Raw genomic sequence first — 12185 nt, 5'->3', positions numbered from 1 at the left:
GAATTGACCGGCGACACCGTCGCCCGATGGAGAGAAGACCCACATGATGAATCGACGCAACCTGGGCCGCATGGCCGCAACACTGGCGGTGGCCAGTTCCATGGGGATGCACTGGGCGGCTTTCGCTGCCGATGAGGCACCTGATGCGTTGATCAAGCGCCTGTCCCTCGAAGTGATGGGTAGCGTTCGCGGCGACAAGGCCATCCAGGCCGGCGACATCAACAAGGTGATCGCCCTGGTGGACAAGGTGATCATGCCCAACGTGAATTTCCGGCGCATGACGGCGGCTGCCGTGGGTCCGGGCTGGCGCCAGGCCAGCCCCGAGCAGCAAAAGCGCCTGGAGGAAGAGTTCAAGGTGCTGCTGGTGCGCACCTATGCGGGCGCTCTGGCCCAGGTGAACGACCAGACCATTGCCATCAAGCCCCTGCGCGCTGCGGCCGATGACAAGGATGTGCTGGTGCGCACCGAGATCACGGGCCGTGGTGATCCGATCCAGCTCGACTATCGGCTGGAAAAAACCCCGGGTGTCGGTGCGGGCTGGAAAATCTACAACCTCAACGTGCTGGGCGTGTGGCTGGTGGAAACCTACCGCGGCCAGTTCGCCACCGAGATCAATGCGCGCGGGGTGGATGGCCTCATCGAGGCGCTGGTCGCACGCAACAAGAACAATGCCGCCAAGGGCTGACAGCGAGACCCCGCGCATGCTGGTGCTTCCCTCCGAGCTCACCCACCGCCAGGCCAGCGGCTGCCTGCGCATGCTGGTGCAAGGGCTCCAGGTTCTCAAGGGGCCCGAGGTGGTGGTGGATGCCAGCGCGCTGGCCGTGTTCGACACCTCCGCGCTGGCGGTGCTGCTGGAGTGCAGGCGCGAAGCGCTGGCAGACCGCAAGGCTTTTGTGGTCAGAGGCCTGCCTGCAGCCCTGGTCGGCATGGCCGGGCTGTACGGCGTGGACGACTTGCTGCAGGTGGCCGGCTGAGCTGGGTGCCGGCCTGCAAGGCCGGCAATGTCCTCGGGCGGCGGGTGCTGTTGGTCTGAACGCGGCAGCTCGCGGGCCAAGGCCTTAAAATCAAAGGTTCCATGCCTGCAGTCTCCTTCCAAGCCATCTCCAAGACCTTTGTCACCCCCAAAGGGCCCTTCCAGGCACTGAACCAGGTCAGCCTGGACATCGAGGAAGGCGAATTCTTCGGACTCCTCGGCCCCAACGGTGCCGGAAAAACCACCCTCATCAGCATATTGGCGGGCCTGGCGCGCGCTACCCAGGGCAGGGTGCTGGTGCAGGGCAGCGATGTGCAGTCCGACTTTGCCGAGGCCCGGCGCAAGCTGGGCGTGGTGCCCCAGGAACTGGTGTTTGATCCGTTCTTCAATGTGCGCGAGGCGCTGCGATTCCAGTCGGGCTACTTCGGCGTGAAGAACAACGACGCCTGGATCGACGAACTGCTGGCCAACCTGGGCCTGGCCGACAAGGCCAATGCCAACATGCGCCAGCTCTCGGGTGGCATGAAGCGGCGCGTGCTGGTGGCGCAGGCGCTGGTGCACAAGCCGCCCATCATCGTGCTCGACGAGCCCACGGCCGGCGTGGACGTGGAGCTGCGCCAGACCCTGTGGCATTTCGTCGCCCGCCTGAACAAGGAAGGCCACACCGTGCTGCTGACCACCCATTACCTCGAAGAGGCCGAGGCCCTGTGCGGCCGCATCGCCATGCTCAAGGCGGGGCGGGTGGTGGCGCTCAACCGCACCAGCGAGTTGCTCAAGACGGCCTCGGGCAGTGTGCTGCAGTTCAAGACCGACGCCTTGTTGCCGCCGTCCCTGGCCCTCCTGGCGCGGGTCACGGGCCGCATCGTGCAACTGCCCGCACACGATGCGGCGGAAATCGAAAACCACCTGGCCGCCCTGCGCGTGGCCGGTGTGGAGGTGCAGGACATGGAAATCCGCAGGCCGGACCTGGAAGACGTGTTCCTGCAGGTCATGTCGGGAACGTCGGCCTCGAACATTCCGCTGTCGGAGGTGGCACTGTGACCGGCTGGCAAACCCTGTTCTACAAAGAAGTGCTGCGCTTCTGGAAGGTCAGCTTCCAGACCGTGGCCGCGCCCGTGCTCACGGCCGTGCTGTACCTGCTGATCTTTGGCCATGTGCTCGAAGGCCATGTGAAGGTGTACGACCGCATCAGCTACACCGCCTTCCTGGTGCCCGGCCTGGTGATGATGAGCGTGCTGCAGAACGCCTTTGCCAACAGCTCGTCGAGTCTGATCCAGAGCAAGATCATGGGCAGCCTGGTGTTTGTGCTGCTCACGCCGCTGTCGCACTGGGCCTGGTTTCTGGCCTATGTGGGCTCGTCGGTGGTGCGCGGGCTGGTGGTGGGGTTGGGGGTGTTCATCGTCACCCTGGCGTTTGCGCGGCCGGAGTTTGCGGCGCCGCTGTGGATCTTCGTCTTTGCGTTTCTGGGCGCAGCGCTGCTGGCCACGCTGGGGCTGATTGCAGGCCTGTGGGCCGACAAGTTCGACCAGCTGGCCGCGTTCCAGAACTTCGTGGTCGTGCCCATGACCTTCCTGTCGGGCGTGTTCTATTCCATCCAGTCGCTGCCACCGTTCTGGCAGACCGCGAGCCATCTCAATCCGTTCTTCTACATGATCGACGGCTTCCGCTATGGCTTCTTCGGCCAGAGCGATACCTCGCCCTGGCTCAGCCTTGGCATCGTGGGCATGGCCTGGCTGGCCGTGAGTGCCTTGGCCGTGCACCTGCTGCGCACCGGCTACAAGATTAGAAATTGACAGAGAACCGACCATGACTGCAGACCAGCTCAAAGACATCATCGCCGCGGGCCTGGCCTGCGACCACATCACGCTCGAAGGCGATGGCCGCCACTGGTATGCCACCATCGTTTCGGTCGAATTCGAGGGCAAGCGCGCCATCCAGCGCCACCAGCGCGTGTACGCCACGCTGGGCGCCAAATTGGCCACCGACGAGGTGCATGCGCTGTCGATGAAAACCTTCACCCCCGCAGAATGGGCGGCGCAGGGGCAGTGACGCTGTTGCCCTGTCAGCTCATTTATTGATAGCTTCTGGCGCCTGATGGATAGGCGCTAGAAGCCATTTTCTTCATATTTCTGGTTTTTCGAGATGGACAAACTCCTGATCCGCGGTGGTCGCCCCCTCAATGGCGAGGTGCTGGTGTCTGGCGCCAAGAACGCCGCCCTGCCGGAGTTGTGCGCCGCGCTGCTCACGGCAGAGCCCGTGACCCTGCTCAACGTGCCCCAGCTGCAGGATGTGAGCACCATGCTCAAGCTCATCCGCAACATGGGAGTGTCAGCCGAGCGTTCACAGGATGGCACCGTGCGCATTGATGCCGGTGGCCTCAACACGCCCGAAGCCCCCTACGAGCTGGTCAAGACCATGCGCGCCTCGGTGCTGGCCCTGGGCCCGCTGCTGGCCCGCTTTGGCGAGGCCACGGTGTCTCTGCCTGGCGGCTGCGCCATCGGTTCGCGCCCGGTCGACCAGCACATCAAGGGCCTGGCCGCCATGGGCGCCGAGATCGTGGTCGAGCACGGCTACATGATCGCCAAGCTGCCCGCGGGCTGGACGCGCCTGAGGGGCGCGCGCATCACCACCGACATGGTCACGGTGACGGGCACCGAAAACTTCCTCATGGCCGCTGCGCTGGCCGAAGGCGAGACCGTGCTCGAAAACGCCGCGCAGGAGCCCGAAATTTCCGACCTGGCCGAGATGCTGATCGCCATGGGCGCCAGGATCGAAGGGCACGGCACCAGCCGCATCCGCATCCAGGGTGTGGACCAGCTGCACGGCTGCACGCACCGCGTGGTGGCCGACCGCATCGAGGCCGGCACCTTCTTGTGCGCCGTGGCGGCCACGGGCGGTGATGTGGTGCTGCGCCATGGCCGCGCAGACCACCTGGATGCGGTCATCGAAAAGCTGCGCGAAGCCGGTGCCACCGTGCAGGCGGTGGACGGCGGCATCCGCGTGCACAGCGCGGGCGGCGCCACGCTCAAGGCCCAGGGTTTTCGCACCACCGAATACCCGGGTTTCCCCACCGACATGCAGGCCCAGTTCATGGCGCTCAACTGCATTGCGCAGGGCACGGCCACGGTGACCGAAACGATTTTTGAAAACCGCTTCATGCACGTCAACGAGCTGGTGCGTCTGGGGGCCAGGATCCAGGTCGATGGCAAGGTGGCGGTGATCGAAGGCCTGGCTTCCACGTCCGCGCGCCTGTCGGGCGCCACCGTGATGGCCACCGACCTGCGGGCCTCGGCCAGCCTGGTCATTGCCGGCCTGGTGGCCGACGGCGAAACCGTGGTGGACCGCATTTACCACCTCGACCGGGGCTACGACTGCATGGAAGCCAAGCTGCGCGGCCTTGGCGCTGACATTGAGAGAATGAAAGCATGAGCATGATCACCCTGGCGCTCTCCAAGGGCCGCATCTTCGACGAAACCCTGCCCCTGCTGGCCGCCGCCGGCATCGAGGTGCTGGAAGATCCCGAAAAATCGCGCAAACTCATCCTGCCCACCAACCAGCCCGATGTGCGCGTGGTGCTGGTGCGCGCCACCGATGTGCCCACCTATGTCGAATATGGCGGCGCCGATCTGGGCGTGACGGGCAAGGACACCCTGATCGAGCATGGTGGCCAGGGCCTGTACCAGCCGCTCGACCTGCGCATTGCCAAGTGCCGCGTGAGCGTGGCCGTGCGCGATGATTTCGACTACGCCCAGGCCGTCAAAAAGGGCTCACGCCTGAAGGTGGCCACCAAGTACACCAGCATTGCCCGCGACTTCTTTGCGAGCAAGGGCGTGCATGTGGACATGGTCAAGCTCTATGGCAGCATGGAACTGGCGCCCCTCATCGGCCTGTCCGATGCCATCGTCGATCTGGTCTCCACCGGCAACACGCTCAAGGCCAACCACCTTGTTGAGGTCGAGCGCATCATGGACATCAGCTCGCACCTGGTGGTCAACCAGGCGGCGCTCAAGCTCAAGCAGGCGCCGCTGCGCCGCATCATCGATGCGTTTGCCTCGGCCATCCCTGCGCCAAAGAACTGAAACCTCCACCGCATCAAACTATGACTTTGGTAGCTGCTCCCATCCGTCTGTCAACCGCTGCAGCCACTTTTGAGGCTGATTTTGCAGCCCGCCTGCACTGGTCTGCCGATACCGACGCGGCCATCGAGCAGCGCGTGGCCGACATCCTGGCCGATGTGCAGCAGCGCGGCGATGCGGCGGTGCTGGAGTACACCGCCCGCTTCGACGGCCTCTCGGCGCCGGGCATGGCGGCACTGGAGCTGACGCAGGTCGAACTCAAGGCCGCGTTCGACGCCATTCCCACCGTGCAGCGCGCCGCCTTGCAGGCGGCCGCCGCTCGCGTGCGCAAGTACCACGAAGCGCAGAAGAAAGCCTCTGGCGAGAGCTGGAGCTACCGCGACGAAGACGGCACGCTGCTGGGCCAGAAGGTCACGCCGCTCGACCGTGTGGGCATCTACGTGCCCGGTGGCAAGGCGGCTTATCCGAGCAGCGTGCTGATGAACGCCATCCCCGCCCATGTGGCCGGTGTGGGCGAGATCATCATGGTGGTGCCCACCCCCAGGGGCGAGAAAAACGCCCTGGTGCTGGCCGCAGCCTATGTGGCCGGCGTCACACGTGCCTTCACCATCGGCGGCGCGCAGGCCGTGGCGGCGCTGGCCTACGGCACGGCCACGGTGCCGAAGGTGGACAAGATCACCGGCCCCGGCAATGCCTACGTGGCCAGCGCCAAGAAGCGCGTGTTCGGCACCGTGGGCATCGACATGATCGCCGGCCCCAGCGAAATCCTGGTGCTGGCCGACGGCAGCACGCCCGCCGACTGGGTGGCCATGGACCTCTTCAGCCAGGCCGAACACGACGAGCTGGCTCAAAGCATCCTGCTGTGCCCCGACTCCGCCTACCTCGACGCTGTGCAGCGCGAGATCGACCGCCTGCTGCCCACCATGCCGCGCGCCGAGATCATCGCCAAAAGCCTCACCGGCCGCGGCGCGCTGATCCACACGCGCAGCATGGAAGAGGCCTGCGCCATCAGCAACCGCATCGCGCCCGAGCACCTGGAAGTGAGCAGCCGCGACCCGCACCGCTGGGAGCCCCTGCTGCGCCACGCGGGCGCCATCTTCCTGGGCGCCTACACATCCGAGAGCCTGGGCGACTACTGCGCCGGCCCCAACCATGTGCTGCCCACCAGCGGCACGGCGCGCTTCAGCTCGCCCCTGGGCGTGTACGACTTTCAAAAACGCAGCAGCCTCATCGAGGTGAGCGAAGCCGGTGCGCAGACGCTGGGCCAGATCGCCAGCGTGCTGGCCCATGGCGAGGGCCTGCAGGCCCACGCGCGGGCGGCGGAGCTGCGCCTCAGGCCGTCGTAACCCTGGCCGCCGTGCTGACCGAGGCCTGTGTACACGCTGCGCCGCTGAACGCCTGGCGCGTGCTCCACCCCTTTCTTGTGGCCCCCAACGAACTGGAAACCGCCGAATGACCCACGCCGATCCATCTTCCCCGCTGCAGGCCCTGGCCCGCATTCGCCCCGATGTGCGCGCCATGCACGCCTATGCCGTGCAGCCCGCCACCGGCATGCTCAAGATGGACGCGATGGAGAACCCGTTTCGCTTGCCCGCCCATCTGCAGGCCGCGCTGGGCCAGCGCCTGGGCGCGCTGGCGCTCAACCGGTACCCGGGAGAACGCATGGCCGACCTGCAGGCCGCGCTGGCGCGCCATGCCGGCATGCCCGAAGGCCACCGCATCGTGCTGGGCAATGGCTCGGACGAGCTCATCGGCCTGGTGTCGCTCGCCTGCGCCCGACCGGGCACCGGTGAGCGCCCTGTGGTGCTGGCACCCGTGCCGGGCTTCGTGATGTACGCCATGAGCGCCCAGCTGCAGGGGCTGGACTTCGTGGGCGTGCCGCTCACGCCCGACTTTGCGCTGGATGAGCCCGCCATGCTGGCCGCCATCGCGCGGCACCGGCCCGCCATCACTTTCATTGCCTACCCCAACAACCCCACGGCCACGCTGTGGGACGAGGGCGCGGTGCAGCGCATCATCGACGCCGCGGGTGCCCAGGGCGGCATCGTGGTGATGGACGAGGCCTACCAGCCCTTTGCCAGCCGCACCTGGATCGACCGCATGCGGGCCGAGCCCGCGCGCAATGCGCACGTGCTGCTCATGCGCACGCTCAGCAAGTTTGGCCTGGCAGGTGTGCGCCTGGGCTATCTCATCGGCGCGGCCGCGCTGGTGGCCGAGATCGACAAGGTGCGCCCGCCCTACAACGTGAGCGTGCTCAACTGCGAGGCGGCGCTGTTCGCGCTGGAACATGCCGAGGTGTTTGCGGCGCAGGCGGCCGAACTGCGCGCCCAGCGCACCGAGCTGCTGGCCGCGCTGCGCGCCATGCCGGGCGTCGAGAAAGTGTGGGACAGCCAGGCCAACATGGTGCTGGTGCGGGTGGCGGATTCGGCCAAAGCCTACGAGGGCATGAAAACCCGCAAGGTCCTCGTCAAGAACGTTTCTACAATGCACCCATTGCTGGCCAATTGCCTGCGTCTCACGGTGGGCGCCGCCGAAGACAACAACCAGATGCTGGCCGCCCTGCAGGCTTCCTTATGACTTCCTCCGCTCTCGTCACCTCCACGTCTCCCGATCCCCTGGCCGACCGCATCGCCGAGGTCAGCCGCAACACCGCCGAAACCCGCATCTCGGTGCGCGTGAACCTCGACGGCACCGGCCAGGCCAAGCTGCACACGGGTATCGGCTTTTTTGACCACATGCTCGACCAGATCGCCCGCCACGGCCTGATCGACCTCGATATCGATTGCGAGGGCGACCTGCACATTGACGGCCACCACACGGTGGAGGACGTGGGCATCACCCTGGGCCAGGCGTTTGCGCGCGCGGTGGGCGACAAGAAGGGCATCCGCCGCTACGGCCATGCCTACGTGCCGCTCGACGAAGCGCTCTCGCGCGTGGTGGTCGATTTTTCGGGCCGCCCGGGCCTGCACATCGATGTGAAGTTCACCTCCGGCAGCATCGGCCAGCTCGATACGCAGCTGGTGTACGAGTTCTTCCAGGGCTTCGTGAACCACGCAGGCGTCACGCTGCACATCGACAACCTCAAGGGCGTCAACGCGCACCACCAGTGCGAGACCATTTTCAAGGCGTTCGGGCGCACGCTGCGCGCGGCGCTGGAGCGCGATCCGCGCTCGGCGGGTGTCATCCCGTCCACCAAGGGTTCGTTGTGAGATATTTGGTCAAATCAGGCGCTGGCGTTTGATGGATAAGTGCTGGTAGCTATGAATATGGAAGTAAAAACCGTTGCGGTGGTCGATTACGGCATGGGCAACCTGCGCTCGGTGTCTCAGGCCGTGCAGGCTGCGGCCCACGATACGGGCTGGACGGTCGTGGTCACCTCCCGCCCCGAGGACGTGCGCGCCGCCCAGCGCATCGTGCTGCCAGGGCAGGGCGCCATGCCCGACTGCATGCGCGAGTTGCGCGAATCTGGTCTGCAGGAATCGGTGCTCGAAGCTGCGGCCACCAAGCCGATGTTTGGCGTCTGCGTGGGCATGCAGATGCTGCTGGACCACAGCGCCGAGGGCGACACGCCGGGCCTGGGCCTGATCCCCGGCGACGTGCTCAAGTTCGATCTGGCGGGCAGGACGCAGCCCGACGGCAGCCGCTACAAGGTGCCCCAGATGGGCTGGAACCAGGTGCGGCAGATGCCCCACGCCCACCACGGGGGCGGCGTGCACCCGGTGTGGGCTGGCGTGCCGGACAACAGCTACTTTTACTTCGTGCACAGTTTCTACGCTGTGCCGCAGAATCCTGCCCATTGCGCAGGGCAAACGGACTATGGCGGCTGGTTTGCGGCCGCCATTGCGCGCGACAATATTTTCGCCACGCAGTTCCATCCGGAAAAGAGTGCGGAGCACGGCCTGGCGCTGTACCGCAATTTTCTGCACTGGAATCCCTGATTTCTTAACTTCCACTCGTTCGGGCCGAGCCGTGCTCGCCCTTTCCCTCCCGAACTTCACCACCATGCTGCTCATTCCCGCCATCGACCTGAAAGACGGCCACTGCGTTCGCCTCAAGCAAGGCGATATGGACCAATCCACCACCTTTGGTGAAGACCCTGCCGCCATGGCCCGCAAATGGGTGGATGCCGGCGCGCGCCGCCTGCATCTGGTGGACCTGAATGGTGCCTTCGCCGGCGTGCCCAAGAACCACGGCGCGATCAAGTCCATCCTCAAGGAGGTGGGCGAAGAAATTCCGGTGCAGCTGGGTGGCGGTATTCGCGACCTGGACACCATCGAGAAATACATCGACGGCGGCCTGCGCTACGTGATCATCGGCACGGCAGCGGTCAAGAATCCCGGTTTCCTCAAAGACGCCTGCAGCGCCTTTGGCGGCCACATCATCGTGGGGCTGGATGCCAAGGACGGCAAGGTGGCCACCGATGGCTGGAGCAAGCTCACCGGCCATGAGGTGGTGGACCTGGCCCGGAAGTTCGAGGACTGGGGTGTCGAATCCATCATCTACACCGACATCGGCCGTGACGGCATGCTCTCGGGCATCAACATCGACGCCACCGTGAAGCTCGCGCAGGCGCTGTCCATTCCCGTGATCGCCTCGGGCGGCCTGTCGAACATGGCCGATATCGAGCAGCTGTGCGCCGTGGAGAGCGAAGGCGTCGAAGGCGTGATCTGCGGCCGCGCCATCTACAGTGGCGACCTCGACTTTGCTGCGGCCCAGGCGCGCGCCGACTCGCTGGGCCATGCCGCCTGACAGTGCGGCGGTGGCTGCGTGGGGTGGCACAGAGATTTTTCAGGGGCAGCCCTGCATCCGCCTGCAGGCGCCCCAGGGCGATAGCGCGCTGGTGGCCTTGCATGGTGCCCAGGTGCTCTCGTGGGTGGCCGGCGGGCGCGAGCGCCTGTACCTGAGTCCCCAGGCGGTTTTCGATGGCCAGTCGGCCATCCGTGGCGGCATCCCGCTGTGCTTTCCCCAGTTCAACCAGCGCGGCCCCTTGCCCAAGCATGGTTTTGCGCGCAATCTGGCCTGGCGCCGCGTGTTGTCGGGCGGTGATGGCGATGCGCAGTCGGTTGTGTGCCTGGAACTTGCCGACAGCGAGGCCACGCGCGCCTGGTGGCCCGAGCGCTTTGCGGCGCAGCTGACGGTGGCGCTGGGGGCAGGCAGCCTGCGGGTGCAACTGGCGGTGCGCAATACGGGCGACACGGACGCCGATGCCTGGAGTTTCACCACCGCGCTGCACACCTATCTGCGCGTGGAGAATGTCGAGCATGTCCACCTGCGCGGACTCGATGGCTGCGCGCGCTGGGACGCAGTGGCGGACGCACGCGGCGTGCAGCGGGGCGCGGTGCGCCTGGCGGGTGAATACGACTGCGTCTTTCAGGCGCCCGCCGGGCCCATGCAACTGCTCGACGGTGCCCAATGGCTTCAGATCACCCAGAGCGCCAGCCTGTCCGACACCGTGGTCTGGAACCCGGGGGCTGAACTCTGCACCCGGCTGGCAGACATGCCACCCGATGGCTACCGCTCCATGCTGTGCGTGGAAGCGGCCCGGATCGACCAGCCCGTGACCCTGGCGCCGCAGGCGCAGTGGCAAGGTTGGCAAGAACTCAGGGTGCTGCAGGCGTCCTAGTGCGACAGCCTTGTCGCGTTCGCTAGGGGATGCAGAGGGACGTGATCAAGGTGCGCTCGGCAGACCGTGCGCACGGCCAGGGATCGTTCGCGGAAGGTGGGCGCAGATCCGATGGTTCCGGCCGGATGATGCGGTGGGCGGTTACGGATATCCTATAAGAGCTTGTTGACGATCTCGCAGGGGATCGCGTTGGAGCGCAATCGGGATGAGTGGATGCTTCAGGTGCGCCGCATGGGCTCGTGCCCATGCAAGCGGCCGGGGCAGCCTTGTCGCCCGATTTCGCTCCAACCCTTCGGGCAGCGGTCTTTGCGGGCGGTCTGCGGCGTTGCGGCGCTTGTGGATAGCCGGGCTATCCACTGCGCACCGCGCTTTGCATCCCATCGCGCAAAGACCGCTGCGCGACCCCAGGGAGATCGTCAACAGGCTCTGAGAACCTGTGCAAAGAGCGGGTCGATCGATTCCCGTCGTTTCATGGAAGTGGTGCTTTAGATGATTCTTGTAACCGGCGGCGCCGGCTTTATTGGCTCGCACACCTGCGTGGCTCTGGCCCAGGCGGGCATTCCCTGTCTGATTCTGGACAACTTTTGCAACAGCCGCCGCTCGGTGCTGGAGCGCCTGGGGCGCATCACGGGCACGCAGCCCCTGTGCATCGAGGGCGATGTGCGCGATGCACAGGGGCTGGCGCGCGTGTTCGCGCAGCATCCCATCGAGGGCGTGATCCACTTTGCCGCACTCAAGGCCGTGGGGGAGTCGGTGCGCGAGCCGCTGCGTTATTACGACAACAACGTCGCTGGCACGGTGACCTTGCTGCGCGCCATGCAGGCGGCGGGCGTGCACACGCTGGTGTTCTCCTCATCGGCTACTGTCTATGGCGAGCCTGCGTCGGTACCGATCCGCGAGGATTTTCCCCTGTCCGCCACCAACCCCTACGGCTGGAGCAAGCTCATGATGGAGCAGGTGCTGGCGGATGTGGACCACGCCGAGCCTGGCCAGTGGCGCATTGCGCGGCTGCGCTATTTCAACCCCGTGGGCGCGCACGAGAGCGGGCTCATCGGCGAAGACCCCCAGGGCGAGCCGGGCAACCTGATGCCCTATGTGGCGCAGGTGGCGGCCGGGCAGCGCGCATCCCTGAGCGTGTATGGCAACGACTACCCCACGCCCGATGGCACGGGCGTGCGCGACTACATCCATGTGTGCGATCTGGCCGAGGGCCATGTGGCCGCCCTGCGTTATCTGCGCGAGCACGCCGGGCTGCTCACCGTGAACCTGGGCACCGGGCAGCCGGTGTCGGTGCTGGAGATGGTGCGCGGCTTCGAGCAGGCCAGCGGCCGTGCCGTGCCCTACCAGATGGTGGCGCGGCGGCCGGGTGATGTGGCGCAGTGCTGGGCCGACCCGGCGCTGGCCGAGCGGCTGCTGGGCTGGCGCGCCCGCCACGGGGTGGACCGCATGTGCGCCGATGTGTGGCGCTGGCAAAACGGGGTGGCGCGCACGCTGGGGTGAGATCGTCCACTCG

At 66.1% G+C, this 12185-nt stretch carries 14 protein-coding genes; all 14 read left to right on the top strand.

The features are described 5' to 3' along the window. Positions 1 to 43: 43 nt before the first annotated feature. The 14 genes from BLW02_RS15225 (at position 44) to galE (ending at position 12172) form a co-directional block, all read left to right on the top strand. Positions 44 to 685 carry an MlaC/ttg2D family ABC transporter substrate-binding protein gene (locus BLW02_RS15225; protein WP_092699943.1) on the top strand — a complete coding sequence of 214 codons (642 nt, stop codon included), beginning with the start codon at positions 44 to 46 and terminating at the stop codon, positions 683 to 685. 16 nt (positions 686 to 701) lie between these two features. Then, positions 702 to 974, top strand: a complete 273-nt coding sequence (locus BLW02_RS15220) for an STAS domain-containing protein (RefSeq protein ID WP_092699941.1) — start codon at positions 702 to 704, stop codon at positions 972 to 974. A gap of 101 nt (positions 975 to 1075) precedes the next feature. Next, entirely contained in the window at positions 1076 to 2014 is a 939-nt protein-coding gene (locus tag BLW02_RS15215; protein WP_092699940.1) for an ABC transporter ATP-binding protein, read from the top strand. Then, entirely contained in the window at positions 2011 to 2766 is a 756-nt protein-coding gene (locus BLW02_RS15210; RefSeq protein WP_026437139.1) for an ABC transporter permease, read from the top strand. The genes BLW02_RS15215 and BLW02_RS15210 overlap by 4 nt, the downstream gene beginning before the upstream one ends. Before the next feature lie 13 nt (positions 2767 to 2779). Then, positions 2780 to 3022 (top strand): BolA family protein, encoded by a 243-nt coding sequence (locus BLW02_RS15205; protein ID WP_092699938.1) that lies wholly within the window; start codon positions 2780 to 2782, stop codon positions 3020 to 3022. Positions 3023 to 3115: 93 nt separating this feature from the next. After that, positions 3116 to 4402 carry a UDP-N-acetylglucosamine 1-carboxyvinyltransferase gene (gene murA / locus BLW02_RS15200; protein WP_092699937.1) on the top strand — a complete coding sequence of 429 codons (1287 nt, stop codon included), beginning with the start codon at positions 3116 to 3118 and terminating at the stop codon, positions 4400 to 4402. 2 nt (positions 4403 to 4404) lie between these two features. Next, positions 4405 to 5052: an ATP phosphoribosyltransferase gene (gene hisG, locus BLW02_RS15195; protein ID WP_092699935.1), complete on the top strand. Its 648-nt coding sequence runs from the start codon at positions 4405 to 4407 to the stop codon at positions 5050 to 5052. A gap of 20 nt (positions 5053 to 5072) precedes the next feature. Then, positions 5073 to 6395 carry a histidinol dehydrogenase gene (hisD, locus tag BLW02_RS15190; protein ID WP_092699933.1) on the top strand — a complete coding sequence of 441 codons (1323 nt, stop codon included), beginning with the start codon at positions 5073 to 5075 and terminating at the stop codon, positions 6393 to 6395. Positions 6396 to 6501: 106 nt separating this feature from the next. Beyond that, positions 6502 to 7626 (top strand): histidinol-phosphate transaminase, encoded by a 1125-nt coding sequence (hisC, locus tag BLW02_RS15185; RefSeq protein ID WP_092699932.1) that lies wholly within the window; start codon positions 6502 to 6504, stop codon positions 7624 to 7626. Next, entirely contained in the window at positions 7623 to 8258 is a 636-nt protein-coding gene (hisB, locus tag BLW02_RS15180) for an imidazoleglycerol-phosphate dehydratase HisB (RefSeq protein WP_092699930.1), read from the top strand. The genes hisC and hisB overlap by 4 nt, the downstream gene beginning before the upstream one ends. Positions 8259 to 8309: 51 nt before the next feature. Then, positions 8310 to 8987: an imidazole glycerol phosphate synthase subunit HisH gene (gene hisH / locus BLW02_RS15175; RefSeq protein WP_092699928.1), complete on the top strand. Its 678-nt coding sequence runs from the start codon at positions 8310 to 8312 to the stop codon at positions 8985 to 8987. A gap of 64 nt (positions 8988 to 9051) precedes the next feature. Next, the gene (hisA, locus tag BLW02_RS15170; RefSeq protein ID WP_092699926.1) at positions 9052 to 9798 is read left to right on the top strand and encodes a 1-(5-phosphoribosyl)-5-[(5-phosphoribosylamino)methylideneamino]imidazole-4-carboxamide isomerase; all 747 of its coding nucleotides are present in this window, start codon (positions 9052 to 9054) and stop codon (positions 9796 to 9798) included. Continuing rightward, positions 9788 to 10672 (top strand): D-hexose-6-phosphate mutarotase, encoded by an 885-nt coding sequence (locus tag BLW02_RS15165; protein WP_092699924.1) that lies wholly within the window; start codon positions 9788 to 9790, stop codon positions 10670 to 10672. Before hisA ends, BLW02_RS15165 begins: the two co-directional genes overlap by 11 nt. A gap of 489 nt (positions 10673 to 11161) precedes the next feature. Beyond that, the gene (gene galE / locus BLW02_RS15160) at positions 11162 to 12172 is read left to right on the top strand and encodes a UDP-glucose 4-epimerase GalE (protein WP_092699922.1); all 1011 of its coding nucleotides are present in this window, start codon (positions 11162 to 11164) and stop codon (positions 12170 to 12172) included. The last annotated feature ends 13 nt before the right edge of the window (positions 12173 to 12185 follow it).

The sequence above is a fragment of the Acidovorax soli genome, assembly GCF_900107605.1.
Taxonomy (GTDB): Bacteria; Pseudomonadota; Gammaproteobacteria; order Burkholderiales; family Burkholderiaceae_C; genus Acidovorax; species Acidovorax soli.
The sequence above is the reverse complement of the archived record's forward strand: the minus strand, read 5'-3'. Positions and strand labels throughout refer to the sequence as shown.

Coding starts and splice junctions, on each gene's coding strand:
- BLW02_RS15225 (WP_092699943.1), top strand. CDS start 44: ATGATGAATCGACGCAACCTGGGCCGCATGGCCGCAACACTGGCGGTG.
- BLW02_RS15220 (WP_092699941.1), top strand. CDS start 702: ATGCTGGTGCTTCCCTCCGAGCTCACCCACCGCCAGGCCAGCGGCTGC.
- BLW02_RS15215 (WP_092699940.1), top strand. CDS start 1,076: ATGCCTGCAGTCTCCTTCCAAGCCATCTCCAAGACCTTTGTCACCCCC.
- BLW02_RS15205 (WP_092699938.1), top strand. CDS start 2,780: ATGACTGCAGACCAGCTCAAAGACATCATCGCCGCGGGCCTGGCCTGC.
- murA (WP_092699937.1), top strand. CDS start 3,116: ATGGACAAACTCCTGATCCGCGGTGGTCGCCCCCTCAATGGCGAGGTG.
- hisG (WP_092699935.1), top strand. CDS start 4,405: ATGATCACCCTGGCGCTCTCCAAGGGCCGCATCTTCGACGAAACCCTG.
- hisD (WP_092699933.1), top strand. CDS start 5,073: ATGACTTTGGTAGCTGCTCCCATCCGTCTGTCAACCGCTGCAGCCACT.
- hisC (WP_092699932.1), top strand. CDS start 6,502: ATGACCCACGCCGATCCATCTTCCCCGCTGCAGGCCCTGGCCCGCATT.
- hisB (WP_092699930.1), top strand. CDS start 7,623: ATGACTTCCTCCGCTCTCGTCACCTCCACGTCTCCCGATCCCCTGGCC.
- hisH (WP_092699928.1), top strand. CDS start 8,310: ATGAATATGGAAGTAAAAACCGTTGCGGTGGTCGATTACGGCATGGGC.
- hisA (WP_092699926.1), top strand. CDS start 9,052: ATGCTGCTCATTCCCGCCATCGACCTGAAAGACGGCCACTGCGTTCGC.
- BLW02_RS15165 (WP_092699924.1), top strand. CDS start 9,788: ATGCCGCCTGACAGTGCGGCGGTGGCTGCGTGGGGTGGCACAGAGATT.
- galE (WP_092699922.1), top strand. CDS start 11,162: ATGATTCTTGTAACCGGCGGCGCCGGCTTTATTGGCTCGCACACCTGC.